The sequence below is a fragment of the Acidobacteriota bacterium genome (assembly GCA_018001935.1).
Lineage (GTDB): Bacteria > Acidobacteriota > JAAYUB01 > JAAYUB01 > JAAYUB01 > JAGNHB01.
On sequence record JAGNHB010000002.1, the window covers coordinates 110,136 to 136,120 of the forward strand.

At 68.6% G+C, this 25,985-nt stretch carries 18 protein-coding genes; 10 read left to right on the top strand and 8 right to left on the bottom strand.

Features of this window, described 5'->3' with window-relative positions; genetic code table 11:
• The 7 genes from KA419_01430 to KA419_01460 all read left to right on the top strand — a co-directional run bounded on the left by KA419_01430 (position 1) and on the right by KA419_01460 (position 12,607).
• Positions 1-951, top strand: a complete 951-nt coding sequence (locus KA419_01430) for a glycosyl transferase (protein MBP7864583.1) — start codon at positions 1-3, stop codon at positions 949-951.
• Positions 948-2,246, top strand: coding sequence for a glycosyltransferase (locus KA419_01435; protein MBP7864584.1), 1,299 nt, complete (start codon positions 948-950; stop codon positions 2,244-2,246). The genes KA419_01430 and KA419_01435 overlap by 4 nt, the downstream gene beginning before the upstream one ends.
• Before the next feature lie 361 nt (positions 2,247-2,607).
• Positions 2,608-3,435: an FkbM family methyltransferase gene (locus KA419_01440; GenBank protein ID MBP7864585.1), complete on the top strand. Its 828-nt coding sequence runs from the start codon at positions 2,608-2,610 to the stop codon at positions 3,433-3,435.
• Positions 3,436-4,828: 1,393 nt separating this feature from the next.
• On the top strand, positions 4,829-5,470 hold the full coding sequence (locus KA419_01445; GenBank protein ID MBP7864586.1) for a response regulator: 642 nt from the start codon (positions 4,829-4,831) through the stop codon (positions 5,468-5,470).
• A 55-nt stretch (positions 5,471-5,525) separates the two neighbouring features.
• On the top strand, positions 5,526-10,673 hold the full coding sequence (locus KA419_01450; GenBank protein MBP7864587.1) for a response regulator: 5,148 nt from the start codon (positions 5,526-5,528) through the stop codon (positions 10,671-10,673).
• Between the two features lie 310 nt (positions 10,674-10,983).
• Positions 10,984-12,219 carry a hypothetical protein gene (locus tag KA419_01455; GenBank protein MBP7864588.1) on the top strand — a complete coding sequence of 412 codons (1,236 nt, stop codon included), beginning with the start codon at positions 10,984-10,986 and terminating at the stop codon, positions 12,217-12,219.
• Positions 12,220-12,325: 106 nt separating this feature from the next.
• On the top strand, positions 12,326-12,607 hold the full coding sequence (locus KA419_01460; protein ID MBP7864589.1) for a hypothetical protein: 282 nt from the start codon (positions 12,326-12,328) through the stop codon (positions 12,605-12,607).
• Positions 12,608-12,615: 8 nt separating this feature from the next.
• Here KA419_01460 and KA419_01465 read toward each other — a convergent pair whose 3' ends face one another.
• From KA419_01465 to rpsL, 8 genes are all read right to left on the bottom strand, one after another.
• On the bottom strand, positions 12,616-13,566 hold the full coding sequence (locus tag KA419_01465) for a lysophospholipid acyltransferase family protein (GenBank protein MBP7864590.1): 951 nt from the start codon (positions 13,564-13,566) through the stop codon (positions 12,616-12,618).
• Positions 13,563-14,849 (bottom strand): hypothetical protein, encoded by a 1,287-nt coding sequence (locus tag KA419_01470; GenBank protein ID MBP7864591.1) that lies wholly within the window; start codon positions 14,847-14,849, stop codon positions 13,563-13,565. The genes KA419_01465 and KA419_01470 overlap by 4 nt, the downstream gene beginning before the upstream one ends.
• Complete coding sequence (locus tag KA419_01475; protein MBP7864592.1) at positions 14,846-15,334, bottom strand: beta-hydroxyacyl-ACP dehydratase; 489 nt, start codon at positions 15,332-15,334, stop codon at positions 14,846-14,848. The genes KA419_01470 and KA419_01475 overlap by 4 nt, the downstream gene beginning before the upstream one ends.
• Positions 15,331-16,086: a 3-oxoacyl-ACP reductase FabG gene (fabG, locus tag KA419_01480; GenBank protein MBP7864593.1), complete on the bottom strand. Its 756-nt coding sequence runs from the start codon at positions 16,084-16,086 to the stop codon at positions 15,331-15,333. Before fabG ends, KA419_01475 begins: the two co-directional genes overlap by 4 nt.
• Positions 16,087-16,151: 65 nt before the next feature.
• Positions 16,152-16,709, bottom strand: a complete 558-nt coding sequence (locus tag KA419_01485; GenBank protein MBP7864594.1) for a YbaN family protein — start codon at positions 16,707-16,709, stop codon at positions 16,152-16,154.
• 75 nt (positions 16,710-16,784) lie between these two features.
• The gene (gene fusA / locus KA419_01490) at positions 16,785-18,863 is read right to left on the bottom strand and encodes an elongation factor G (GenBank protein ID MBP7864595.1); all 2,079 of its coding nucleotides are present in this window, start codon (positions 18,861-18,863) and stop codon (positions 16,785-16,787) included.
• Between the two features lie 132 nt (positions 18,864-18,995).
• Entirely contained in the window at positions 18,996-19,466 is a 471-nt protein-coding gene (gene rpsG, locus KA419_01495; GenBank protein MBP7864596.1) for a 30S ribosomal protein S7, read from the bottom strand.
• 18 nt (positions 19,467-19,484) lie between these two features.
• Positions 19,485-19,883 (bottom strand): 30S ribosomal protein S12, encoded by a 399-nt coding sequence (gene rpsL / locus KA419_01500; GenBank protein ID MBP7864597.1) that lies wholly within the window; start codon positions 19,881-19,883, stop codon positions 19,485-19,487.
• Between the two features lie 191 nt (positions 19,884-20,074).
• Here rpsL and KA419_01505 point away from each other — a divergent pair, with 191 nt between their 5' ends.
• The 3 genes from KA419_01505 (at position 20,075) to KA419_01515 (ending at position 25,956) form a co-directional block, all read left to right on the top strand.
• Complete coding sequence (locus tag KA419_01505; protein MBP7864598.1) at positions 20,075-22,180, top strand: RDD family protein; 2,106 nt, start codon at positions 20,075-20,077, stop codon at positions 22,178-22,180.
• Positions 22,181-22,313: 133 nt separating this feature from the next.
• On the top strand, positions 22,314-25,157 hold the full coding sequence (gene ileS, locus KA419_01510) for an isoleucine--tRNA ligase (protein MBP7864599.1): 2,844 nt from the start codon (positions 22,314-22,316) through the stop codon (positions 25,155-25,157).
• Between the two features lie 214 nt (positions 25,158-25,371).
• Positions 25,372-25,956, top strand: coding sequence for a LemA family protein (locus KA419_01515; protein MBP7864600.1), 585 nt, complete (start codon positions 25,372-25,374; stop codon positions 25,954-25,956).
• Positions 25,957-25,985 lie beyond the last annotated feature (29 nt).

The following is a 25,985-nucleotide window of genomic DNA, read 5'->3' on the forward strand; positions in this document are numbered from 1 at the left end:
ATGAGCGAGAGAATTCCCCGGATCTTCCATTTCGTGTTCGGGTTGCGCCCCCAGGACCGCCCGTTCCCGCCGATGTACTGGCTCGGCCTGGAGTCCTGCCGCCATGTGAACCGGCCGCAGCGCATCCTGCTGCATTACCAGCATGAACCGTACGGCCCGTACTGGGACCTGATCCGCCCCCACCTGGAACTGCACCCGGTCGAACCGGTCCGGCTGGTAACCGATTTCGTCTACTCGGATCCCCACGTCGCCCGTTACCGCTACGCCCACAGCGCCGACTTCGTCCGTCTCGACGCGCTCGTCGCCCACGGCGGCGTCTATGCCGACATGGACACCCTGTTCGTGCGCCCGCTGCCCGAGGCGCTCTACCAAAAACCCTTCGTCATCGGGCGGGAGCAGGACGTGGCGGACGGGCCCGGGCAGGCGCCCCGGCCCTCGCTGTGCAACGCCCTGCTCATGGCCGAACCGGGCGCCGCCTTCGCCCGGCACTGGCGGGAAGCCATGGAGACGGTCTTCGACGGGACCTGGAGCCGTCACTCCACCGGCCTTCCCTGGCAGCTCAGCCAGATCCACCCGTCAATGGTGCACCTGGAGCCGGAGCAGACCTTCTTCCCCTACATGTGGACCCGCGAAGACCTGCACCGGCTGCTGGAGGCCGCGGAAGAGGCGCCCGACGGGGCCTGCAGCATCCACCTCTGGGCGCACCTGTGGGAATCCCGCGGCCGGCGGGATTTTTCCGACTTCCACGCCGGGCTGATCTCCGAAAGCCGCATCCGGCGCCTCGATTCCACGTACAACCGGATCGCCCGCCGTTTCCTGCCGCCGCCCTCGCGCGCCCGCGCCCTGCGCTACACCCTGCTGGACCTCGTCGCGCGCGTGAAACGCCGGGCCAGGCGGCTGCGGGAGATTCGTCTTCGCCGCCGCGACCCGGGGCCGGGGTCGACCCCGTGAAGCCCCGCCTTCTCTTCGTGTCGCCGGTGGTGCCGGCCCCGGGCGGGAACGGCCGGGCCATGCGGGCCTTCGCCATGCTCCGGGCGCTGGCCGAACAATACGAGGTCTGCCTCCTGGTGGTCGATGCCATGCTCTCCCACACGCCGGCTTTCCCGGAATTGCAGGGGTGGTGCCGGGCCATCCGTCATCTTCCCCGGGATGCGGGGCTGGATGCCGCCGCCCGCCGCCGGCGACAGTGGTCCTGGCGCCTCCCGGGGCTGTACAGCCTGCTGACGGGCCACCCGCCCGAGTGGCCGCCGCCCCCGCCCGGCCGGCAGGCCCTGGCGGCCGCCGCGTTTGCCCCCGTCCGGTTCGACGCCTGCCACGTGTTCCGCCTGTACATGGCCCCCTATGCCCCGGGCGGCCCGGCCGGCGACGTTCCGCGACACCTGGACCTGGACGACATCGAGTCCCGGACGCGGCGCCGCCTGGCCCGGCTGCTGCTGCGGCGGGGACGCCTCCCACGCGCCCTGGGCGCGCTGCGGGAAGCGGCATTTTACGAGCGGCGGGAGCGCTTGTGGCTGCCGCGCTTCCAACGGGTCTACGTCTGCTCGGCCGACGACCGGGCGGTGCTCGCGGGGGCGCTGCCCGGGCTGGCGGTGTCGGTCGCGCCCAACGTGGCGTCGCCCCCCGCCGCGGCCGTGGGGCCCCCGACGGAAGACGAGATCCTGTTCGTGGGCAACCTGGGCTATTACCCCAACCAGGAGGGGATCGCCTGGTTCTGCCGCCGGGTGCTCCCCCCGCTGCGCCGGATGGCGGACCGGCCGTTCACGGTGCGGGTGGCGGGCGGCGGACTGCCGTCCGGGCTGGCGCGCCGGCTGGCGAGGATCCCCGAGGTGGAGCCGGTCGGCCGGGTGGAGGCGGTGACCCCGCTCTATCGGCGGGCCCGGCTGGTGGTCGTCCCCGTCCGGGCCGGCGGCGGCACCCGGATCAAAGTGCTGGAAGCGCTGGCCCACTGTCGCCCGGTAGTGAGCACCCCGACCGGTGCGGAGGGGATCGCGGCGGAGCCCGGCCAGGGGGTGCTGCTGGCGGACCGGCCGGATCACTTTGCCCGGCACTGCGCCGACCTGCTGGCCCGGCCGGAGCTGGCGGAGGACCTGGGGCGGCTGGGCGCCGCGCGGGTCTACCAGGACTTTTCACCGCAAGCGTTGCGGGATTGCCTGTTCCCCGGCACCCCGGGTGCCGGCGGACCGGGTGAGGGCGAGTGCAAGGGCGACAGGGGTCCCGGGAGGCGCCCAAAGGATGTCGAAGGATGATGCGGTCGCAAAAAGTCCTTTTCTCTCACAGAGGCACGGAGGCACAGAGAAATGCATATCGTATTTAATAGAATCAAAAATCCTTGCGATTCTTCTCCGTGCCTCTGTGCCTCTGTGAGATCACAACCAGGACTTTTTACGAGGTCATCAAGGACGAGCTGTTACAAAATGTACCATCACCCTCCGGGCGATGGCTCAATCAAAGGTCTTGCACATCCTTTCCCGTTCCATTTCCGCTTCCTTGCGGCTTCATCCATGACGACCTTCCCCCAAAGCGTACCGTCACCCTCCGGGCGATGGCTGTACCAAAGGTCTTGCACACCCTTTCCCGTTCCATATCCGCTTCCTTGCGAGTTCGTCGATGAAATTTCGTGATTATGTCCTGAAGAAAATCAAGACAATCGGGCGGCGGCTCGGCGCCGAGCTGGTGAATGCCGCGGAACCTTCGGAATGGGCGGGGGGGCTGGCGGGGTACCGCGAAGGGGGCGAAGCCCTCGGCCAGAGCCCCGGGCACGACTTCGTCGCCTGCGTCCTGAATCACTTCGGGGAGTCGCGGGCGCAGCTTTTCCAGGACCTTTTCGTGCTGTTCCAGACCGGCGGGAAACGGGACGGGTACTTCGTCGAGTTCGGCGCGGCCAACGGCGTCACCCACAGCAACTCCTGCCTGCTGGAGCGGGGGTTCGGCTGGTCCGGCATCCTGGCCGAGCCGGCCCGCGGCTGGCACGACGCGCTCCGGGCCAACCGCCGGTGCGCCGTCGACACGCGCTGCGTCTGGAGCCGGAGCGGGGAACGCCTCGCCTTCAGGGAAACACCGGACGGCGGGCTCTCCACCCTCGACGCCCTCGCCGGGGCGGACGGCTTCGCGCGCTCACGGGAGGGGGGAGCGATCTACCCGGTGGACACCGTCTCCCTCAACGAGCTGCTCGAAACCCACGGGGCGCCGGAAACCCTCGATTACCTCTCCGTGGACACCGAGGGCTCCGAACTCACCATCCTGGAGGCCTTCGACTTTTCCCGCTTCGATGTCCGCATCCTCACGGTGGAACATAACTTCACGCCGGAGCGCGAGCGCCTCCGCGCCCTGCTGCAGGCAAAAGGCTACCGCCGGGTCTTCGAGAAGTTCTCCCGCTGGGACGACTGGTACGTCAAGCCGGGCCCGGCGGGTCAGGCAGGGCCCTGGACGGTCTGATCCTCTCGGAGCGCGGTGTCGCGACGTTGGTGGCCGGGCGGGGCGCGTTCCGGCGGCGATGTCCCCGGGACCGGCCAGGTCGGCGATCCGGGCGGGGCGCGGGCGGGAAGACGTCGGGATCCGGGCGGGACGATGGCGGGAAAAGGGGCGCTTCTCCCGGGACCCGGGGCAAGGCCGGTGCGGGCAAGGGGCTCGTCCTTCGCTTCGAACGCCCCTGGTAACCTGGGCCGATCACGAACAAACCGCACCGGGGAACCCCGTCAGCGGTTCAATCTGTGTAGCGAGGGCGGCGGGGTCGCCGTCCAACCGACCAGAAACGGCATTTCGCAACCGATTCTTTCTGAGCATGTTGTGAATTTGTTTCTGGAGAGCCATAACGCGAACGACCCGCACCCCAGGTTTTTGACACCGGTCAAACCCGTCACCCCCTCGCGATGCCCGCGCCCACTCGCGATGCCATCGCCCCTGCGCGACACCGTCGCCCCACTTGCGATGCCGCCGCCCCTTCGCGACGCCGTCGCCCCTGTGCGCCCTCACCCCGTCAGGGGTGAAACATTTGTAGTAAATCGGGTTATTCAATTCCCTCCCCCGCGCGCCGCCGGGGGGAAATCGTGCTTCGGGGCCCGTTCACCGGCCGGCGGCGCGCGGGGGGAGATACCTATAAAACCACAATTTCTACAAATATTTCACGACGGGGTGAAGAGACAGAGGCCGCGATCTAGGCGCGACGATGGCATGATGCGCCCCACCCGCCCCCCGCCCGTTCGCCGAAGTCGCGGCGGGACAAGTCCGACCGCCGTCAGCCCCCTCAGCGCCTCCCACACCTTCCGCACCCCCGGGAATTCCGAGGTTTGCCGCCGACCAGGACCCGGCCCGGATACGGATAACCACGAGTTTGTACGGATGGCTTCGGAACCGTACGCCCGGCTCTGCCCGAGCATCGCCGTCGTCTACGCCAACGGGGCGACGCTTTCACCGGGGCGGGAATTCGTCCGGAGGTCAATTTCCGTTGCAATTTTATTCACGATGGGGGAGAATAGCGCTGAACTTTCCGGTTGTGCCAGGCAGGGTGGTTTCTTAAGGCTGGGGGATCGGTCGGAGATGGGGATGTGAAGCCCCGTGGCCCCGGGAAAGCCCGGGGAGGGGTCGGAGGTTGGGTCGCAAAACCCGGTGGCCCCGGGAAGGTTCGGGATACCGCCCGGAACGGGTTTGCGGGCCCTTTGGGTCCTGCGCCGGAGCGATTAGGCGGCCTCGCAAAAAGCCGGATATCGAACGGAGAAGTGGTTGTAGGACCTTTGTTTGAGCCATCGCCCGGAGGGCGAAGGTACTTATAGCGACCACATCAGACTTCCACGTGGCCGGTCCCGCGCCGGCCTCATTCCAGGAGGGCGTCATGACGGAAGCCCCGGAGACCCCCCGGAGGGAAAAACCCCTCATTCTCATGGTGGACGACATCCCCCAGAACCTCCAGGTCCTCACCGAGATCCTGATGAAGGGCGACGCCTACGAGATCGCCGCGGCCGCCGGCGGGGCGGAGGCGCTCGAGGCCGTCGAGGAACTGTCCCCGGACCTCGTCCTCCTGGACATCATGATGCCCGGGATGGACGGCTTCGAGGTCTGCCGGCGGCTGAAGGCTTCCCCCCGGGCCCGGGACATCCCCATCATCTTCCTCACGGCGATGACCCAGACCGCGGACATCGTCCGCGGCTTCGAGGAGGGCGCGGTGGATTACGTGACGAAGCCGTTCAACGCCACGGAACTCCTGGCCAGGGTCCGCACCCATCTCCAGGTCCGCCGGCTGATCGCGGGACTCCAGGAGGCCCTCGCCCAGGTCAAGCAGCTCTCGGGGCTGGTCCCCATCTGCGCCCACTGCAAGAAGATCCGGGACGACAAGGGGTTTTGGGACGCCGTGGAAACCTACATCGAGAACCACTCCGACGCCCGGTTCACCCACGGGATCTGCCCCGACTGCGTGGCGGCGCTCTACCCGGCGTTCGCCGCCCGGCACGGGATCCAGCCCGCCTCCCCCGGCTGACCCCCGCCGCGGGGAACCGCCGGTCCGAGACGTCCGACCGCCCCGGGGAGGGAGCATGGGCCCGAAACGCCAGGTTTCCGGTGAACAACGCGCGCGGGGCGCCGCCCGGCGCGGGATCGCCCTCGCCCTCGCCCTGGCCGCCCTCGTGGCGAGCGCGCCGGCCCTCAACCCCGACCGGCGGATCCACGAGTACGGGGTCAGCATCTGGACCACGGAGAGCGGCCTCCCCCAGCAGACCGTCCGGGCGGTCGTTCAGACCGACGACGGTTACCTGTGGCTGGCCACCTACGAGGGGCTGGTCCGCTTCGACGGGTTCCGGTTCACCGTCTTCGAGAAGTCCAACACGCCCGAGATCCGCAACAACAGCATCCGCAACCTCTTCCTGGACTCGCAGGGCCGGATGTGGATCTGTTCGACGGACGGGTTGGCCTACGCCCGGGGCGGCGCCTTCCGGTGCTACACCCGCCGGGACGGGCTCCCGTCCGACTTCATCAGCACCCTGGCCCAGGACGCCGACGGCTTCATCCTGGCCGGAACCGACCACGGGTTGAGCGCCCTCTCGGGGGACCGCTTTCACCCCGTCCGGGAGGGCGGCCTGGACCGGCGGGTGATCACCTGTCTGGCGGCCGGGGCCGCGGGCGGCACCTGGGTCGGGACCGCGCGGGACGGCCTCTTCCGGCTCCGGGACGGGACGTGCGCCCGCTACACGGTGGAGAGCGGGCTCCCGTCCAACCAGGTGCAGGCGGTCTGCGAGAGCCGTCGGACCGGCGTGTGGATCGGCACGCCCAAAGGCCTGGCCCGTCTCCACCAGGGGGCCCTCCGCGTCTTCACCACGGCCGACGGGTTACCCGACAACTCCATCAACTGCCTCTTCGAGGACCAGCGGGGCTCCCTGTGGGTCGGCACGGAGAACGGCGGCCTGTCCCGTTTCCGGAACGGGGCCTTCACCTCCCGGTACCTCCTCAACCGGCCCAGCGAGTGCGCCGTCTACTCCATCAACGAGGACCTGGAAGGGTCCCTGTGGGTAGGGACCTGGGGCGGGCTCTACCAGTTCAAGGACGACAAGTTCGCACTCTACAACCGCCGGAACGGGTTGCCGGTGGACGCCGTGCGGTCCCTCTTCCAGGACCGCTCCGGCCGGATCTGGGTGGGCACGGTGGGCGGGGGCCTGCTGGAGTGGAAGGACGGTCGCATCCGGACGGTCCGCCTGTCGGAAAAGGACGTCTCCGATTCGGTCCTCTCCATGGCCGAAAGCCCGGACGGGACCCTGTGGCTGGGAACGTACACCACCGGCCTGTACGCCCTGAGGGGCGACACCGTGACCTGTTACACGGACCGGCTGGCCCTTCCCCGGAAGCTGGTCCGGGCGGTCCTGGCGGACGCGGCCGGGCATCTGTGGGTCGGCATCGACGGCGGGGGGGTCCTGATGGTGAAGGAGGACCGGGTGGCCGCGGTGTACGACACGCGGAACGGGCTCTCCGACAACGCGGTCTACTGCCTGGCCCAATCCGCCGACGGCTCCGTCTGGGCGGGGACCTACGGCGGCAGGCTGAACCAGATCCGGGACGGCCGCGTCACGGTGTGGGGGGAGCGGCAGGGCCTGACCCCGACGCCGATCTTCACCCTGCGTCCGGAACGCGACGGCACCCTGTGGCTCGGCACCAACGGCGGCGTCATCCGGTTCCGGGCGGGGCGTTTCGTTTCCATCACCAGCGGCGACGGGCTGGCCAGCGACAAGGCCTTCCAGATCGTGGAGGACCAGCGCGGCTTCTTCTGGATGAACTCCAACAAGGGCATTTTCCGCGTCCGGAAGGCGGAACTCGACGATTTCGCCGACCGGCGGAAGTCCCGGGTGGAGTGCGTCCTCTTCGGCCGCGAACAGGGGTACGAACTGGAGACCACCGGCCCGGCGCAGCCTGCCGGGTGGCTGATGGACAACGGCAAAGTCTGGCTCGCCTCCCGCAACGGCGTGGTGGTCTTCGACCCCTACCACATCCCCCGGAACCCGGTACCCCCGCCGGTCATCATCGAGAGCGCCCTCATCGACAACCGGCCCTTCGCCGTGGACCGCCCCGCCACGGCGGAAGCGGGGGCCGGCAGGGTGGACGTCGCCTTCACGGCGATCAGCCCCATGCAACCGCGCCAGGTCCGCTTCCAGTACTGGCTGGAGCCCTTCGACCGCACCTGGGTGGAGGGAGGCGCCGAGCGGTCGGCCCGCTACACCAACATCCCGCCGGGGGAGTACACGTTTCACGTGAGGGCCTGCAACAACGACGGGGTCTGGAACACCGGCGGCAAGTCCTTCTCCTTCCGGCTCAAGCCCCACTTCTACCAGACGGTCTGGTTCTACGCCCTGCTCGCCCTCTCCCTCGTCCTCGCCGGGTACGGCCTCTTCTGGGTCCGAAGCCGGGCGGTGAACCTGCGGAGGGAAAAGCGCCAGCGGCTCAACCAGACCCTCCTCGACCTGGCCCGGTCCGAAGCCCTGCGGCGGGGCAACGTGGAGGGGCTCCTCGAGGAGCTGGCCGGGGGGTCGTGCCGGGCCCTGCGGCTCCAGCGGACCGGGGTCTGGGTCTGCGACGCCGGGGCGACCCGTTTTCGCCGGCTGATCCTCCACGACCGCGAGGAGGGGACCGATCGCCGGGAGGCCGTGCTCGCGCCGGACGCGCTTCGGGACCTCCTCTCCCTGCTGGAAGGCAGGCGCTCCTTCGCGGTGGAGGACTGCCGGAAGACCCCGCCGCCAGGGCCCGCGAACGGCGGGCCGCCGTGGTCCGACCGGACCCGGGCGCTCCTGGCCGTCCCCATCCAGTCCGGCGGCCGGATGAAGGGGATCCTCTGCTGCGAGCACGCCGGTTCACCCCGGGCGTGGACCCACGACGAGCAGTCCTTCGCGGCCTCCCTGGCGGACTACGTTTCCCTCGTCCTCGAAACCGCCGAGCGCCGGCAGGCCGAAGCGGAACTCCGGAAGGCCGAGGCGCAGTACCGGGGCATCGTGGAAAACGCCGCGGAGGGGATCTTCCGGGCCACGCCCTCCGGCCGCATCGTCACCGCGAACCGGGCCTTCGCGTCCATCCTCGGCTACGCGGGCCTCCGGGAGGTGCTCGAGGGCGGGGGGGTCTCCTTCCCCGGCCACTTCAAGGACCCGGGACAGTCCGAGGCGCTCTTCCGGCAGGTCCTGGAGGAGGGGTCGGTCCGGGGGTTCGAGTTCGCCGCCAGCCTGCGGGACGGCTCCCCGGCCGAATTGTCCGTGAATGCCCACGTCATTCGCGACGCCGAACAGCGGGCCCTCTACGTGGAGGGGATGCTGGAGGACGTCACCGGGAAGAAGCGGGCCGAAGCGATGCGAGTCGCCAAGGAAGCCGCGGAGAAGGCCACGCGCGCCAAGAGCGATTTCCTGGCCAACATGAGCCACGAGATCCGGACCCCCCTCAACGCCATCATCGGCTTCACGTGGCTGATGCAGCAGACGGACCTCACCGGGCGGCAGCAGGACTACGCCGACAAGATCGCCGTGTCCTCGGAGGCCCTCCTGGGGGTCATCAACGAGGTCCTGGACTTTTCCAAGATCGAGGCCGGGAAGCTGGAACTGGAGGCGGTCCCCTTCCGCCTCTCCCGGATCCTGGACAACCTGGAGGGGATGTTCTCCCAGAAAGCGGACGAGAAGGGCCTCACCCTCCGGGTCTCCCACGCGCCGGAGATCCCGGCGTGCCTGCGCGGAGACCCGCTCCGCCTCCGGCAGGTGCTCATCAACCTGATCGGCAACGCCGTGAAATTCACCCGGGCCGGGGAGGTCGAGGTCGCCACCGAACCGGCCTCCCGGGAGGGGGAGCGGGTCGCGGTGCGGTTCACGGTCAAGGATTCGGGGGTCGGGATGTCCGCGGAGGAAGTCGGGCGGCTGTTCCAGCCCTTCTCTCAGGGGGGGTCCTACATTTCCCGGGTCTACGGGGGCACGGGCCTGGGGTTGATGATCAGCCAGCGCCTGGTGGAGTTGATGGGCGGGCGGATCGAGGTCGCGAGCGAGCCGGGCCGGGGGAGTGTGTTCAGCTTCACCGTCGGCTTCGCGGTCTGCGACCCGGACGTCGAGGAGCGGGCCGCACCCGCCCCGGACCTCTCCGGGCTCCGCGCCCTGATCGTGGAGGACAACCCCGTCAACCAGCAGGTGCTGTGGGAGACCCTCGCCGGGGGCGGGATCGTCTCCGACCTGGCGTCGAACGGGCGGGAGGCCCTGCAGGCGCTCGAGAAGCAGGACTACGACCTGGTCCTGATGGACATCCAGATGCCGGAGATGGACGGTTACGAGGCAACCCGGCTGATCCGGGAGAACCCCCGGTACCGCCGCCTGCCCATCATCGCCATGACCGCCCACGCCGTCCAGGGGTACCGGGAGGAGTGCCTGGCGCGGGGCATGTCGGATTACGTGACCAAGCCCATCATCCCGGAAACCCTGTTCGCAACCCTGGGGCGCTGGGGTCGGGAATACCGGGCCAGCGACGGCCCGGGGGGATCGCCGGCCCCCGCCCATTCCCGGGCCGCCACGGGGGAGCCCGTCCGTCCCCCGGAGCCCGCGCCCGGCGGGCCTTCCCTGCCCGACCGCCTGCCCGGGTTCGACCTCGCGGAGGGGACCCGCCGGATCGGCGGCAACCGAGCCCGGTACGCCCGTTTCCTGGCGGATTTCCGGGGCGTGTGCACCGCCCGGTGCGAGGAGATCCGCACGCACCGCGAAACCGGGGACCGGGAAAAGCTCGCGGAAGCGGTGCACGGCCTCAAGGGCGCGGCGGGCAACCTCTCCGCCGTCGACATCCTCGGCGCCTGCCGGGACGTGGAGAAGGCGCTCCGCGGCGAGGGGGAGGGAACGCCGGCCGAGTCCGTCGAGCACCTGCTCCGGACCCTGCGGGAAGCCGAGGCGGCGCTGTCGTGCCTGGAAGCGGCCGCCACCCCCGCCCCGCCGCCCCGCGCGACCTCCCCGTCCCCCACAGCCCGGCTCCGCGCGAACCTGGCGGAGCTGGCCCGGCGGGTCCGGCGGCGAAACCCCCGGGCCGAAGCGTGCCTGGAAGCGGTGTTCCCGGACCTGGACGCCGCCGGGCTGTCCGCGGAAGGGCGGCGCCTCGGGGACCAGATCCGGGCCTTCGCCTTCGCCGAGGCGAAAAAGACCCTGGCCGCGATTGCGGAGCAACTCGGAATCCCGGAGGAGGAGCCGTCGCCCTGAGACGGGGCTGGCGCTGCCGGGGCCGCGGGGAGGGCCGCGGGGAGGGCCGCGGGGAGCTGGCCGCTTGATGGCGGGCGGAGGGGGGGGAGAATTGGCCGCTTGCTTGGGCGCGCGGAAATAGGGAGAATTTGGCCGCTTGCTTACGCGCGCGGAGATAGGGAAGATTTGGCCGCTTGCTTACGCGCGCGGAAAAGGGAAGAATTTGGCCGCTTGCTTACGCGCGCGGAAAAGGGAAGAGTTTGGCCGCTTGCTTACGCGCGCGGCTCTGATTGCGCGGCTCTGATTGCGCGGAGAGCAGAGGAGGAAAGCGATGAAGAATGGAGAGAGACGGCGCAGCGTGTTTCGGGTCCTCGGTTTCCTGCTGGCGGTGCTCGCGGCCGCCGCGGCCCCGGTGGCGCAGGACGACCGGCCGCGGCGGGCGAACCGGGTGCCGCCCCCCCTGAGCAGCTCCGTGGACCGCGTCTACCGGGGGCTCGTGATCCTGGCGGAGTTCCCCGACGTCCCCAACCGCTTCGAGCGTGACGTCGTGGTCCAGCGTTTCAACCGGGGACTCAACGGTTACGTCCAGGAGATGTCCTACCAGAAAGCCGGGATCCAGGCGGACGTGACCGAGACCTGGGTCCGCCTGCCCGAACCGGTGGCGTCGTACCGGATCTCCTCCCGGAACCTCGAGGTGGATAGGTCGCGGGTCCGCAAGCTCATCGACGACGCCCTCGCCGCCGTGGAGAAACGGACGGACTTCAAACCCTACGATTTCACGGTGGTCCTCCTGGGGGCCACCCTGGCCGACTACGGCATGATCGGGCTCTGCGGCTGGCCGGGGATGCTGGGCTGGACGGCGGACGCGTCCCTGAAGACCCCCGGGGGGCAGGAAGTCCGGGGCGGGGTGGCCATCTTCTGCTTCCAGGCCCACCTGGGGACCTTCTTCCACGACGTCGCCCACATCCTGGGGGGCGTGAAGAACGGGAAGCGGGGTGTCCCCTGCCTGTACGACCACGACCTCCAGGCCAAGCCCGGGCCCCAGCGCGAAGTCTTCGAGGCGGCCCTCGTCAACCTGGGTTTCTGGGACCCCCTGTCCTGCCATTACATCGAGCGGCAGACCCCGCCGCCCGGGATCTGTTCCTGGACCCGACTGCGACTGGGGTGGCTCGACCCGGCGAAAGTCCGGCAGGTCCGGCCCGGGGAGACCGCCGAGGTCCTGCTGGGCCCCCTGGAGGACGGAAGCTCGGAGACCCTGGCTGTCCGCATCCCCCTGTCGGCGACCACGTCCTACCTCGTGGAAAACCGCCAGCCCATCGGCTTCGACCGCCACCTGCCGGGCAGCGGGGTCCTGGTCCTCTACGCCGACGACACCGTCGCCGAGTGCCGCCACGGCAAGGCCCCGGTCCGCCTCGTGGACGCCGACCCCAAGACCCCGCAACTCAAGGGCGCCGCGTTCGACCTCGGAAAGCGGGACACCTTCGAGGACCCGGAGCACGCGCTGAAGATCCGGCTGGCCGGCAAGGAGGGCCGCTCCTACCGGCTGCTCATCTCCCCGCTGAAGTAGCTCCGGGAACGCGGCGTGCAAGAACTGAATTGACCACTCTGTCGTCATTTGTCATGATAAACGACGACAGAGGTGGCATAAATCATGAACATTCCCCGCATCCACGGTGGCGGAGTACTTCGCGATCCTCAAGGACACGCTCACGGGGTACGAGTTGCCCGCCTGGCGCTTGTCCGTCAAGCGGAAGGCGCTGTCGACGTCCAAGTTCTACCTCTTCGACTGCGGCGTGGTCCGCCACCTCCAGGGGCGCCGGGAGATCGTTCCCGGAACGCCGGACTACGGCGTCATGCTCGAGACCCTTCTCTCTCACGAACACGGAATCCTTCTTCTGCCGGTCCGGGAATTTCTGGTGAGGCTGTGGGAAGGCGGGCTGACCGGCGCGATTTGAGAACCGCCTCAGAAGCGGGTGTCGTAGCTTTTCCAGCGGTTGTGCATCCAGAAGTACTGCTCGGGGTGGGCGCGGATGACGTCCTCCATGGCCCGGTTCATGGCGGCGGTGAGGCGGACGATCTCGCCCTTCTCGCTCTCGTAATCGTCCAGCGGGAGGATCGGGTCGCTGACGTGCGCGTCGAAGCGCATGGGGCCCGTCCGGCTGCAGGCGGTCACCACGATGGGGCGTTTCTGGAAGACTGCCAGGATGGCCGGGACCGGGGAGGTCCAGGCCGTCCGCCCCAGGAAGGGGACGGGGACCCCCTTCGGCGTGCTCTGGTCGGGCAGGATCCCCACCGACTTCCCCTGGGCCAGGAGGTTCTGGAGGGGCATGAGGGAGTTCCGGCGGGGGATGAACCACTGGCCGGTGTCCCGGCGGGAGGCGTAGAGGAAGCGTTCCAGCATCTCGTTGTCCAGCGGTCGGACCACCACCACCAGGGGGATCCCCACCAGCCCGGCGGCGAAGGGGAGCGCCTCCCAGTTCCCGAAGTGGGGCGTCACGAAGATGCAGCCGCGGTACCGGTCGTGGATTGCCCGACCCTTCTCGTAAGCGGGGACCATGTGGGGGTGCTCCCGCCGGACCCACGCCATGGCGTCGGGGCGGGCCAGGCGCCGGCGGATGCGGACGATCTCGGGGACCAGGTAGGCCAGGGCGTGGAAGCTCTCCCGGGCGACACGCTCGGGGGTCTTGCCGCCGATGTCGTCGCCGAGCGCCTGGCGGACGTTGCCCACGGTGATCCGGCGGCGACGCCCCAGGATGGCGTACAGGACGTTGCCTGCCAGGCGGGAAAACGCGAAGGACAGCCCCAGGGGAAACCAGCGGATCACGTGGAAGAGCAGCCAGGCGGGGACGAACTCCGCCACCTGGCGGATGCGGCTTCGCCGCGGTCTTCCCGACCGGTTGAGGGGCCGGCTCACGACCCCGCCCCCGGCAGGGCGACGACGACGGCGGAGACCTGCCCGCCGAGCCCGCAGCCGACGGAGAGCAAGCGGGGAAGCGAAACGGGCCGGGGGGCGGCGGAGAGGGCGAGGGCCTCGAACCCCCGGGGCGCGCGGCGGAAACCGGGGATCCCGGGGGCGTGCCGGTCCCGGAGGCAGTGAATCCCCAGGATGACCTCGGCGACGTCGGACGCCGCCCCCATGTGGCCGGTGAAGGGCTTGAAGGCGGCGACCGGCACGGCCGGGGCCCGTTCCCCGAGCAGTTCGAGGAGGGCTTCCAGCTCGGCGGCGTCCCCCCGGACGGTCCCGCTGCCGTGGGCCACCACCAGGCCCAGGTCGGCCGCCGTGCAGCCGGCGTCGTCCAGGGCCTGGGCGACGGCTTCCCGCAGCCCACGCGCGGACGGCGCCAGGTTCTCGGAGCCGTCCACCGCGTTCCCGACGCCTTCCATGAGGGCCAGGATTTCGGCCCCGCGGGCCCGGGCCGCCGGTTCCGGCTCCAGGAGGAGGCCGGCGGCGCCCTCCCCGGCGAGGAAGCCGTCCCGCCGGGCGTCGAAGGGGCGGAAGGAACGGCTTCCCTCCCGGGCGGCGGAGAGCAGGCCCAGGCGGTCCAGTTCGTAGAGGGTGACGGGGTCAATCCAGCTCCCGCTGGCGGACACCAGCGCCAGGTCCGCCCGCCCGGCCCGGACGGTGCGGAATGCCAACTCCAGGGCGTTCCCGCCGGCGGGAGAGTGGGCGGCCAGGCTGGTGCCGGGGCCCATGCACGCAAAGGCGGCCGTCAGGAAGCTGAAGGGGTTGTTGTGGATGGACTCGAGGAGAAAGAAGGGGTTGACCTTCTCCAGCAGGGCCTGGTTGAGCGCCGCCGGGTCGAGACGGTCGAAGCGCCCCCCGGAGGCTTCCCGGCAGGCCTCGTGAAGGAATTCGCACCCGGCGGAGGAGTGGTCGCCGGTGGCGGCGTAGAGGGACCGCCGGTGCGGCGGGACGGCGGCGGCGTCCGGCGCTCCCGCCATGGCCTCGCGCGCGCCCAGGTAGGCCAGGGTGCCCCCCCGGTTGAGAAACTTCGCCTGGGCCCGCTGCCTGGGTGGAAGGTCCTCCGGGATGCCGACCCCGGGGACGCGCCCCACGCAGCCGGCCCAGGGGGGAAGCACCCCGGGGAGATCCGCGGCGAGGCCGGTCCGGCCCGCCACCACTCCCGCCGCGTTCCCCGCGACGTCGGGCCCCAGGGCCGTGACGAGACCGGTCCCGGTGACGGCGACCCGGCTCATGCCCGGACCTCCTGCCGGACCAGGCGCTCGTAGAAGCGCCGCTGCACCTCGGGGTCCTCCAGTTTGTCCAGGGGCGTGAGGACACCCTCGAACTCCGTCTCCACCTTCTTTCGGCCGTCGACGGTGCAGGCGCCGCGGTAGACCCGACGATGCCCGGCCTCGCCGCGGACTTCCACCCGCAGGTCCACCCGGTCACCCGGGAGGGCGAAGCCGTAGAACCCGCTCCGGTGGAGCGTGTCCAGGAGGAACCAGTGGTGAAAGTCCGACCCGGCGGCCTCGAGCCAGCCCGCGAGCTGGACCAGGGCCTCGGTGAGGAGCATCCCCGGCATGACGGGGTTGCCCGGGAAGTGGAACTCCAGGACGTCCTCGCTCATGGCCACGTTTTTCACCCCGACGATGTGCTGCCCGGGCACGCACTCGACAATCCGGTCGACCAGAAGGAATCTCACGGCAACCTCCAAGGAAGGCTGTAGGCTATAGGCTATCCCCCCACACTCATTCCCCCGTCGATCCCCAGGGCCTGGCCGGTGATGTAGTCGGCCAGGGGGGAGGCGAGGAAGACCACGGTGCGGGCCACGTCCTCCGGCTCGCCGAAGCGCCCCAGGGGGATCCGCTTGAGGATCTCGTCGCCGGCCCGCTGCCGGGCCCGGGCGCTCATGTCGGTGACGATCATCCCGGGGAGCACGGCGTTGACCTGGATCCCCTTGGGGGCCAACTCCACCGCGCAGGCGCGGGTGAAGGAGACCAGGCCGCCCTTGGACGCGGCGTAGTTGGCCTGCCCCCGCACGCACTGCACCGCGGTGACGGACGCCACGTTGACGATCTTCCCGGCGTGCCGCGGCACCATGTAGGCCGCGGCGGCGCGCGCGCAGAGGAAGGCGCCCCGCAGGTTGACCGAGAGCACGCGGTCCCAGTCCACGATCCCCATGGCGCCGAGCAGGCTGTCCCGGATGATCCCGGCGTTGTAGACCAGGATGTCCAGGCGGCCCCGCCAGTCCGACAGCCGCTGGAAGAGGTCGTCGACGGGTTCCGGTTCGGAGACGTCCGCCTCGAACACCTCGGCGAAACCGCCCTTCCGGACGATCTCGTCCCGAACCGCCGCGGCCTGATCGGCCGATTTGCGATAGTTGACCATCACGTGGGCCCCCGCTTCTGCCAGGGCCAGCGCGCAGGCCTTCCCGATGCCGCGGGAAGCCCCCGTGACCAGCGCGGTCTTTCCCGTCAAGTCGATCCGCATAGGCACTCTCCCCCGGTCACTGCCCGGTTCGCCGCCGTCGAAGGCCGGCCGACCGGTCGGATATTTTAACCCGGAATCCCCCCCGGGCCACCTGTTTTTCTCCGGGAGATGGTGCGGAGTTTGACGAGGTGGACCGTCACGGCGACCCCGACGCCGGCAAGAAGGGCCCGGGCCCACCCCGGCAGGGTGGCGAGGGCGACGGTGGCGCCCAGGGAAAGCCAGAGCGCGGCCAGGAGAAAAAGCCGGGCGCCCCGGGAGATGCCGTGGTAATCCCGGTAGTTCCGTATGAACTTCCCCAGGTGCCGGCTCTCGAGGAGCCAACGATGGCTCCGGGGTGCGGTGCGCAGGAAACAGGCGGCGGCCAGGAGGAGGAACGGGGTGGTGGGGAGGAGGGGCAGGAAGACCCCCAGGGCCCCCAGGACGACGCAGAGCCAGCCGGCGGCCCAAAGGAGCGCGCGGGCCAGAATCGAACAGGAATGAACAGGATGGGGTCGGCGATCAGCCCGTGCCTTCGATGGGGGTGAAAAACCTCCAGCCGTTGGGTCGCATTCTCCCCGTTCCCGCCCGGCACAATCCCCCGGCGAGAGGCCCGGTTCGTGTGGTTCGTGTGGTTCGTGGTTCAATTTCCGTGTATTTCGTTTTGTCCGCGGTCTGATCCGTGTTTATCCGTGCTCATCCGTGGTTTCGGGCGTCCATCCTCAGGACGACCGGTTGCCCTCGACGAGGTCCTTGGCCAGGTGCTGCGGCACGGGCTCGTAGCAGGCGAAGTGCATGGTGTAGGTGGCGCGGCCCTGGGTCAGCGAGCGCAGGTCGGTGGCGTACCCGAACATCTCGCCGAGGGGCACCCTCGCCGTGATGACCTGGGTGCTGCCGCGGTGCTCGAGGTTGGCGATCCGGCCCCGGCGGGCGTTCAGGTTCCCCATGACGTCGCCCATGTACTCGTCGGGCGTCACCACCTCCACCTTCATGATGGGCTCGAGCAGGATGGGCCCCGCGCGGCGGGCGCCCTCCTTGAACCCCATGGATCCGGCGATCTTGAACGCCATTTCCGAGGAGTCCACCTCGTGGTAGGTGCCGTCGAGGAGGGAGACCTTCAGGTCCACCATCTCGTACCCGGCCAGGATGCCCGTCTCCATGGCGTCCCGGATGCCCTTCTCCACGGCCGGGATGTACTCCCGGGGGATGGCCCCGCCCACGACCCGGTTCTCGAAAACGAAGCCGGACCCGGGTTCCAGGGGCTCCAGGCGAAGCTTCACGTGCCCGTACTGGCCGTGCCCGCCCGTCTGCCGGACGAAACGCCCCTCGGCGTCCACGGAGCGGGTGAGGGTCTCCCGGAGGGCCACCTGGGGGCGCCCGACGCGGGCGTCCACGGAGAACTCGCGCTGGAGGCGATCCACGATGATCTCGAGGTGAAGTTCACCCATGCCCGCGATGATGGTCTGCCCGGTCTCCTCGTCCACCTTCACCTTGAAGGTGGGGTCCTCGGCGGAGAGCTTGTTGAGGGCGGAGCCCATCCGGTCCATGTCGGCCTGGGTCCGGGGCTCGATGGCCACGGCGATGACCGGGGCGGGGAAATCGATGGACTCCAGGATCACGGGCGCCTGCCGGTCGCAGACGGTGTCGCCCGTCCGCACGTTCTTGAGGCCCACGGCGGCGGCGATGTCCCCCGCCCAGACCTCCTCGATCTCCTCGCGCTTGTTGGCGTGCATCTTCAGGAGGCGGCCGATGCGCTCGTTGGCGCGCCGGGCCGGGTTGTACACCGACGTCCCCGAGGCCACCCGGCCGCTGTAGACGCGGAAGAAGGCCAGGGAGCCCACGTAGGGGTCCGTCATGATCTTGAAGACGAGGGCGGAGAAGGGCTCGTCGTCGGACGGCCGCCGCGCCGTGGTCGCGCCCCGGTCGTCGGTGCCCGACACGGGCGGGATGTCCAGGGGGGAGGGGAGGTAGTCCACCACGGCGTCCAGCAGGAACTGGACCCCCTTGTTCTTGAACGAGGCGCCGCAGGTGACCGGGACGAACTTCATCGCCAGGGTCCCCTTCCGAATGCACTCCGTCAACTCGGCCTCGCCGATCTCGCCGCCCTCGAGGTACCGCTCCATGACGGCCTCGTCCATCTCCACGGCGGTCTCCAGGAGGCGCTCCCGGTAGGTCTCGGCCTCCTCGCGCAGCTCCTCGGGGATGTCGCGGACGTCGTAGCGGGCGCCCAGGCTGTCCCCCTCGTAGAAGGCGGCCTTCATCCGGACGAGGTCGATCACGCCGCGGAAGGTGTCCTCCCGGCCGATGGGGAGCTGGATGGCGAGGGGCCGGGCGTCGAGCCGGGCTTTCATCATGGCCATGCAGTTGACGAAATCGGCGCCGGTGCGGTCCATCTTGTTGACGAAGGCGATCCGGGGGACCCCGTAGCGGTCCGCCTGGCGCCAGACCGTCTCCGACTGGGGCTGGACCCCCCCGACGGCGCAGAAGACAGCGACGGCGCCGTCCAGGACCCGCAGGGAACGCTCCACCTCCGCGGTGAAGTCGACGTGGCCGGGGGTGTCGATGACGTTGACCCGGTGGTCACGCCAGAAGCAGGTCGTGGCGGCCGAGGTGATGGTGATGCCGCGCTCCTGTTCCTGCACCATCCAGTCCATGGTGGCGGTGCCGGCGTCCACTTCGCCGATGCGGTGGGTGATCCCGGTGTAGAAGAGGATCCGCTCAGTGGTCGTGGTCTTGCCCGCGTCGATGTGGGCCATGATCCCGATGTTGCGGGTCTTTTCCAGGGAGGTCGTTCGTGCCATCTGTCACTCCTGATCGCGGGGGGCAATCCGGCTAGCGGTCCCCACCCGTGGCCGGGAGGGGCGGCTCCGGACAAAAAGAATGCAGTCCGCCCGCGGACTGCATTCGCATCGTCGACAAGCTTGGGGGGGATACTACCAGCGAAAATGGGCGAAGGCCTTGTTGGCCTCGGCCATCTTGTGGGTGTCCTCACGCTTCTTGATGGTGGCGCCGCGCTCGTTGAAAGCGTCCATGAATTCGGCGGCCAGCCGTTCGGCCATGGTCTTCTCGCCGCGGCCGCGGGAGTAGCCGATCAGCCAGCGGATGGCCAGCGACTGCTGCCGCTCCGACCGGACTTCCACCGGGACCTGGTAGTTGGAGCCGCCCACGCGCCGGGACTTGACCTCCATCAGGGGCTTGGCGTTCTGGAGGGCGCGCTTGAACACCTTGAGGGGCTCGTCTTTCATCTTCTTGGCGATGATCTCCATGGCGTCGTAGAAAATGCCTTCGGCCGTGGTCTTCTTGCCGCGGGTCATCATGCAGTTGATGAACTTCGTCACGACCTCGCTGTTGTAGACCGGGTCGGGCTGCACGGCGCGCTTGGGAACTTCTCTTCTTCTCGGCATGATCCTTCTCTCCCTCGGTTATTTCTTGGCTGCGGCAGCCGCGCCTTTCTTGGGCCGCTTGGTGCCGTACTTGGAACGGGACTGGTTGCGTTTCTCGACGCCGCCGCAGTCGAGCGTTCCGCGGATGATGTGGTAGCGGACGCCGGGGAGGTCCTTCACGCGGCCTCCGCGGACCAGGACGATGTTGTGCTCCTGCAGAGAGTGCCCCTCGCCGGGAATGTAGGTGGTGATCTCGATACCGTTGGTGAGGCGCACGCGGGCCACCTTGCGCAAGGCCGAGTTGGGCTTCTTGGGCGTGGTGGTGTACACGCGCGTGCACACGCCCCGCCGCTGCGGGCAGTCCTGAAGGGCGGGCGCCTTGGTCTTCGTTTTCACCTTTTCCCGGCTATGCCTTACCAATTGATTGATTGTGGGCACGTTCTGACTCCTTTCGCGTATTTGGGCCCGGTCCCGCCGATGGCAATCGACGCCGGAGCCTGCGAACGTTACCAGAATGACCGGTTCTTGTCAAGGGGGTAATTGCCCCTCGCCCCACTTTGTCAAAATCCCTTTGCCGTCCTTCCGGCCTCGTGCTATAGTGCAACCCATATTCTGGCGCGGAGACCACCATGGATCCAGAGTTACTCAATACAAAAGTGTACCTGATCAAGACCCGGACCATCCCCCCCGGCTTCTCGCTTCAGATCCACCACTGCCGGTGGGTCAGCCCCCGTCCGAACGAGCTGCGGGTCGACAAGCGCATCGACATCCCCTACGTCAACATGATCTTCATCGAGGCCCACATCAAGGGCGACCCCGTGACGGGCGAGCGTTTCCTGGACCTCGGGGTGGTCGGCTTCCCCAAGCTGATCCGGATGCCCTTCTCCTCCCTCTCGCCCAACGAGTTCCGCTTCCCCAGCAAGAACGTGGACCAGAACGTTCGGCACACCGCCCTGGAGATCATCAAGGCCGGCCGGGTTTTTTCCATGGGCGAGGAGATGTTCCACTTCCTGACGGGGAAACCCATCCTCACCCTGGAGAACCAGACCATGGTGGACGCCCACGTGCGCTCCCTCATCTCCCTGGTGAAGGACAAGCTCCCCTTCCGGTGCAACACGTGCAAGAAGTTCCTCTGGATCAACATCACCAAGCTGCCCGACAAGCCCACCAAGGCCCGCTGCCCCGCCTGTTCCAACCTCCTCCAGGTGGAGACGCCCGCAGGGCTGGACCTCAACCTCAAGCGCTACCTCGAGGAGGAGGCGGAGCGGTCCGGGAAGACCGGCGACGTATTGCTCTCCCTCACCGGCGAGATCCGCACCCGGGACTCCACGACCGGCGAGCTGCGCTCGTCCACGGGGCCGGTGAAGTCCCCCCGCTCCCTCTCGGAAACGGGGCAGGTGGCCTCCATCGACCTGGACATCGACAGCATCCTGGGCATCGTGTCCGAGCCCGTCCCCGCGCCGGCGAAACCCGCCCCGCCGCCGCAGGCCCCGAAGGAGAGCGTCGCGGACATCGACTACGCCGGTCTCGCGGACGAACTCGGGATTTCCTCGCCCGAGCCCGTCGATGCCGGGACCCCCGCGAACGTGAAGGCGGGCGAGATCGACTATGCCGGCATCGCCGACGAACTCGGGATCTCCGCCCCGGCCGCGGCCGAGGCCGCCCCGCCGCCCGCCCGGGCCGCCGCGGGACCGGCCAGGGGGCCGTACGTCCCGCCCGCCGGCATCGACCTGGACGAGGACTTCTTCAAGGAGATCCTGCCGGTCGAGCCCTCCGCCGCCGCCGCCCCCGACGAGAACGCCCCGGCCAAACTGTCGGAGGACGCGGGCGTGGAGGACGACGGGATCCTCCGGGAACTGACCCAGGGCGTCTCGGGCACCAAGGTGTGCCACGTCTGCGGCGCGGACGTCGGGTCCGAAAAGGTCTGCCCCAGCTGTTTCGCCGAACAGGTGGACTCCCTGTCCTTCGACGACTACCAGCCGTCGGAGGAGGGGCAATTCGAGATCCGCCTGAAAGAGGACCCCCGCCCGAAGGCGCACGGACCGGAGGCCGCCCCCGCCCCGGCCGCGGAAGAGGGCGGCGGCCCCGAGAAGGGCAAGGCCAAGGAGGAAACCAAAGCCCCGTACTGGGAGGAACCGGTCTGGTCGGTGAAGATCGGCAGCGACGTCTACACGGACCTGAACATCGTCACCATCGAGGAGTGGATCCTGGGCGGCTCGGTGATCGAGTCGGACCAGGTCCGCAAGGGGGACGCCCGCTGGATGCCGGTGAACACGGTCCCCTACTTCCAGGAGGCCGTGAAGAAGAAGAAACACAGCGTCCCGCTGGACAAGGACGCCGACGGGCTCTACACCCCCGCCTCGCCCACGGACCGGATGAAGGCTTTCTGCATCGACCTCCCCATCCTGGCGGCCCTGGAAGGCCTGGGATACCTGGGCGCCACCCTGGCCGTCGCGGACTGGGGGACGGTCGGCCACTGCTGCCTCGGGGCCATCCTTCCGATCCTCCTTCTGGCCGTGTCGGAAGGCAAGTTCGGCGCAACACCCGGGAAGAAACTCTCGCAGATCATGGTCGTCAACATGAAGGGGCACCGGATCGGCATTTTGCCGGCCCTCTTCCGGACCCTGCTGCGCGTCGGCACCCTGGGCTTCGGTTTCCTCCTGGGGGTGTGGGGCCGCTACGGGCAGACGTTCTACGACAAGGCGCTCCGCTGCTTCGTCGTCAACGTGGAGTGACCCCGTTTACGCTCGCGGGTTTCCCCGCCTCCGGGCGCGGGGAACCCGCAAGCGTAAACGCCTTCGTTTACTTTTCCCGGAAAATCCGGTATAGTGCCACCCCGTCATTTTGGGAGCGCCAAGGAGCATGCGCATGAGCACCCCATTCAACGTCAAGGATTCCGTCAACCTGCCCCGGACCCGGTTCAAGATGCAGGCGAACCTCGCGCAGAACGAACCGAGAATGCTCGCGTTCTGGGAGGGGATGGACCTGTACCACCGCATCCTGCAGAAGAACCTCGACCGGCCGGCCTACATCCTTCACGACGGGCCGCCCTACGCCAACGGCAATATCCACATCGGCCACGCCCTGAACAAGATCCTGAAGGACTTCATCGTCAAGTACAAGTCCATGAAGGGTTACTACTCCCCCTACGTCCCCGGCTGGGACTGTCACGGCCTCCCCATCGAGAAGAAGGTGGAGGCGGAGCTCGGGTTCGACCGCAAGAAGATGGACGTCGTGGAATTCCGCGGCCAGTGCCGGGAATACGCGAAGCGCTTCGTCGCCATCCAGCGGGAGCAGTTCAAGCGCCTGGGCGTTTTCGGCGATTGGGAGAACCCTTACCAGACCATGGCGTACGCCTACGAGGCCACCATCGCCCGGGTCTTCGGCGACTTCGTCGGGATGGGCAGCGTGTACAAGGGGTCCAAGCCCGTCCTCTGGTGCCTCTCCTGCCAGACGGCCCTGGCGGAAGCCGAGGTGGAGTACGAAAACCACACCTCCCCCTCGGTGTACGTCCGCTTCCCGGCCCGGACCGACTTCTCCCGGGTCGTCCCGGAGCTGGCCGGGAAGGCCGTGGGCGTGGTCATCTGGACCACCACCCCCTGGACGCTGCCCGCCAACCTGGCCATCGCCTTCCACCCGGATTACGACTACGTAGCCCTCGAAACCGGCGGCCAGGTCCACATCGCGGCCGAGGGCCTGGCCAACGCCTTTCTCTCCGCCTGCGGCCTCGAGGGGGCGACGGTGATCGCCCGTTTCAAGGGCGAGGTCCTGGAAGGGCAGTCCTGCAACCACCCCTTCCTCGACCGGGAATCCCTCATCGTCCTGGCGGACTACGTCACCCTGGACCAGGGCACCGGGTGCGTCCACACCGCGCCCGGCCACGGCCAGGAGGACTACGTCACCGGCCAGAAGTACGGGCTCTCCACCCTCTGCCCCGTGGACCACGAAGGGCGTTTCACCGAGGAGGGCGGCCCCTTCGCGGGGCGGACCGTCTTCGAGGCCAACGCGGACATCGTGCAGTTGATGGAGGCGTCCGGCGTGCTGCTGCACGGGTCCGCCATCGACCACTCCTACCCCCACTGCTGGCGGTGCCACAACCCGGTGATCTTCCGGTCGACCCCCCAGTGGTTCATCTCCATGGAGAACGCCGACCTCCGGAAGAAGGCGCTGGAGGAGATCCGCAAGGTCAAGTGGTACCCCGCCTGGGGCGAGGAGCGGATCTTCAACATGATCGCCAACCGCCCCGACTGGTGCATCTCCCGGCAGCGGTACTGGGGGTCGCCCATCACCGTCTTCTACTGCCGGGCCTGCGGGGCCGTCCTCATGAACCGCAACCTCGTCCGGCACGTGGCCGACATCTTCGAGAAGGAGGGCGCCGACGCCTGGTACCGCCGCAAGGCGGGCGAACTCCTCCCCGAGGGCACCACCTGCCCGAAGTGCGGGCGGCACGAGTTCGAGAAGGAATTCGACATCCTCGACGTCTGGTTCGACTCCGGGGTGAGCTACCAGGCTGTCAGCCTCGACCGCGCGGGGCACCCCTGGCCGTCCGACATGTACCTGGAGGGCGGCGACCAGTTCCGCGGGTGGTTCCACTCCTCCCTCCTGGTCTCCCTGGGTTGCCGGGGTTCCTCGCCCTACCGGGAGGTCCTCTCCCACGGCTGGACCCTGGACAAGGACGGCCTGGCCATGTCCAAGAGCCGCGGCAACGTCACCGCTCCCGCCGAAGTCATCAAAACCGCGGGGGCCGAGGTGCTTCGCCTCTGGGTGGGCTCCTGCGACTACCAGGAGGACGTGCGCATCTCCGACGAGATCCTCGAGCGCCTCAAGGAAGCCTACCGAAAGATCCGGAACACCTTGCGCTACCTGCTGGCCAACCTCTACCGCGAGACCGGGGAAGAGGGGGCCGAAACTTCCGCGGACCCGTTCAACTTCGACCCGGACCGCCACGTCGTCCCCTCGGACCGGATGTGTGAGATCGACCGGTGGGCCCTGGCCCGGCTGGCACAAGTCGCAGCCCAGTGCGAGGCCGCTTACGACCGCTACGAGTTCCACGTGGTCTCCCACCAGCTCTACAACTTGTGCGCCGTCGATCTGTCCGCCGTGTACTTCGACATCCTCAAGGACCGGCTCTACACCTCGGCGGCGGGCTCGCCCGAACGCCGCAGCGCCCAGACGGCCCTGTGGGGCATCCTGCACACCATGGTTCGCCTGCTGGCCCCCCTGCTGCCCTTCACCACCGAGGAGGTCTGGCAGAAGATGCGCGAGTTCGCCAACCTCCCCGAGTCGGTTCACCTGGCGGACTTCCCGGGCGCCCCGGAGGTCGCGGGGTGGTCGGACGAGGCCCTGCTCGTGCGCTGGGAAAAGCTGTGGCTGCTCCGGGAGCAGGTCAGCAAAGCCACCGAGCCCTTGCGGCAGGCCGGAGTGATCGGGAACTCCCTCGAGGCCCGGGTGGTCCTCCGGGTGTCCCCCGGGGACGCGGCCTTCCTGGCCCCCCTCGCCGCCGACCTGCGCTACGTCCTGATCGTGTCGGAGGCCGTCCTGGAAAGTGCGGACGTGCCGGACGGCAGCCCGGAGATCCGGGTCGAACCCGCCGCGGGGGCGAAGTGCGAGCGGTGCTGGAACCGCTCGCCCCGGGTCGGGGAATTCACGGACTTCCCCACCGTCTGCGAACGCTGCATCGCGGTGGTGAGAGAACTGGCCGGGAAAGCGTGAGAGAAGAATCCGGAATGCGGATGGGAAGGAAGAGATTTTCGGATTGAGGGTATTGTTTAGAAAAGGGTCCCGTAGGTCGAGTGCGGCTTCATCTGACGGACTGCCTGACGCAACCGGTTTTTGAAACCATGACCAAGGGGGGTTCCCCCACTGGATTCCGGATTCTGAATTCTGGATTCTGACTTCTGAATTCTCAAATTAGGAGGAACGCGACATGAAAGCTCTCTGGATCGTCCTGGCGGTGCTGGGAGGCATCGTGCTCATTCTGTTCTTTTCCTACGTCAGCATGTACAACACGCTGGTCAAGCTGGACGAAGGCGCCAAGGAGAAGTTCGGCAACGTCCAGTCCGCCTACCAGCGCCGGTCCGACCTGATCCCCAACCTCGTCTCGACGGTCCAGGGGGCGGCGAACTTCGAGAAGAGCACCCTCGAGGCGGTCATCCAGGCCCGGGCCTCGGCCACCCAGGTGAAGGTGGACCTCAACGACGCCAAGTCCATGCAGGCCTTCCAGGCGGCCCAGGGCGAGCTGAGCAGCGCCCTGAGCCGGCTCATGGTCACAGTGGAGCGTTACCCCGAACTCAAGGCCAACCAGAACTTCCTGAACCTCCAGGACGAACTGGCGGGCACGGAGAACCGCATCAAACAGGCCCGCAACGACTACAACGCCTCGGTGAAGGAGTACAACACCTACGTCCGTGGCTTCTTCGTGAGCATGTTCATGAGCGGGAAGTTCCCCGTCCGCGAGATGTTCGAGGCGGACAAGGGCGCCGAGAAGGCTCCCGCCGTCAAGTTCCAGTAGCGTCTTCGACCGGTTCCGCGGCGCGGCCG

Excerpts from the sequence above, each read along its gene's own strand:
- KA419_01430 (MBP7864583.1), top strand. The coding sequence starts at position 1 with ATGAGCGAGAGAATTCCCCGGATCTTCCATTTCGTGTTCGGGTTGCGC.
- KA419_01470 (MBP7864591.1), bottom strand. The coding sequence starts at position 14,849 with ATGAGCCGGGTCGCCGTCACCGGGACCGGTCTCGTCACGGCCCTGGGG.
- KA419_01445 (MBP7864586.1), top strand. The coding sequence starts at position 4,829 with ATGACGGAAGCCCCGGAGACCCCCCGGAGGGAAAAACCCCTCATTCTC.
- ileS (MBP7864599.1), top strand. The coding sequence starts at position 22,314 with ATGAGCACCCCATTCAACGTCAAGGATTCCGTCAACCTGCCCCGGACC.
- KA419_01440 (MBP7864585.1), top strand. The coding sequence starts at position 2,608 with ATGAAATTTCGTGATTATGTCCTGAAGAAAATCAAGACAATCGGGCGG.
- fabG (MBP7864593.1), bottom strand. The coding sequence starts at position 16,086 with ATGCGGATCGACTTGACGGGAAAGACCGCGCTGGTCACGGGGGCTTCC.
- KA419_01450 (MBP7864587.1), top strand. The coding sequence starts at position 5,526 with ATGGGCCCGAAACGCCAGGTTTCCGGTGAACAACGCGCGCGGGGCGCC.
- rpsG (MBP7864596.1), bottom strand. The coding sequence starts at position 19,466 with ATGCCGAGAAGAAGAGAAGTTCCCAAGCGCGCCGTGCAGCCCGACCCG.
- KA419_01505 (MBP7864598.1), top strand. The coding sequence starts at position 20,075 with ATGGATCCAGAGTTACTCAATACAAAAGTGTACCTGATCAAGACCCGG.
- KA419_01515 (MBP7864600.1), top strand. The coding sequence starts at position 25,372 with ATGAAAGCTCTCTGGATCGTCCTGGCGGTGCTGGGAGGCATCGTGCTC.
- fusA (MBP7864595.1), bottom strand. The coding sequence starts at position 18,863 with ATGGCACGAACGACCTCCCTGGAAAAGACCCGCAACATCGGGATCATG.
- KA419_01455 (MBP7864588.1), top strand. The coding sequence starts at position 10,984 with ATGAAGAATGGAGAGAGACGGCGCAGCGTGTTTCGGGTCCTCGGTTTC.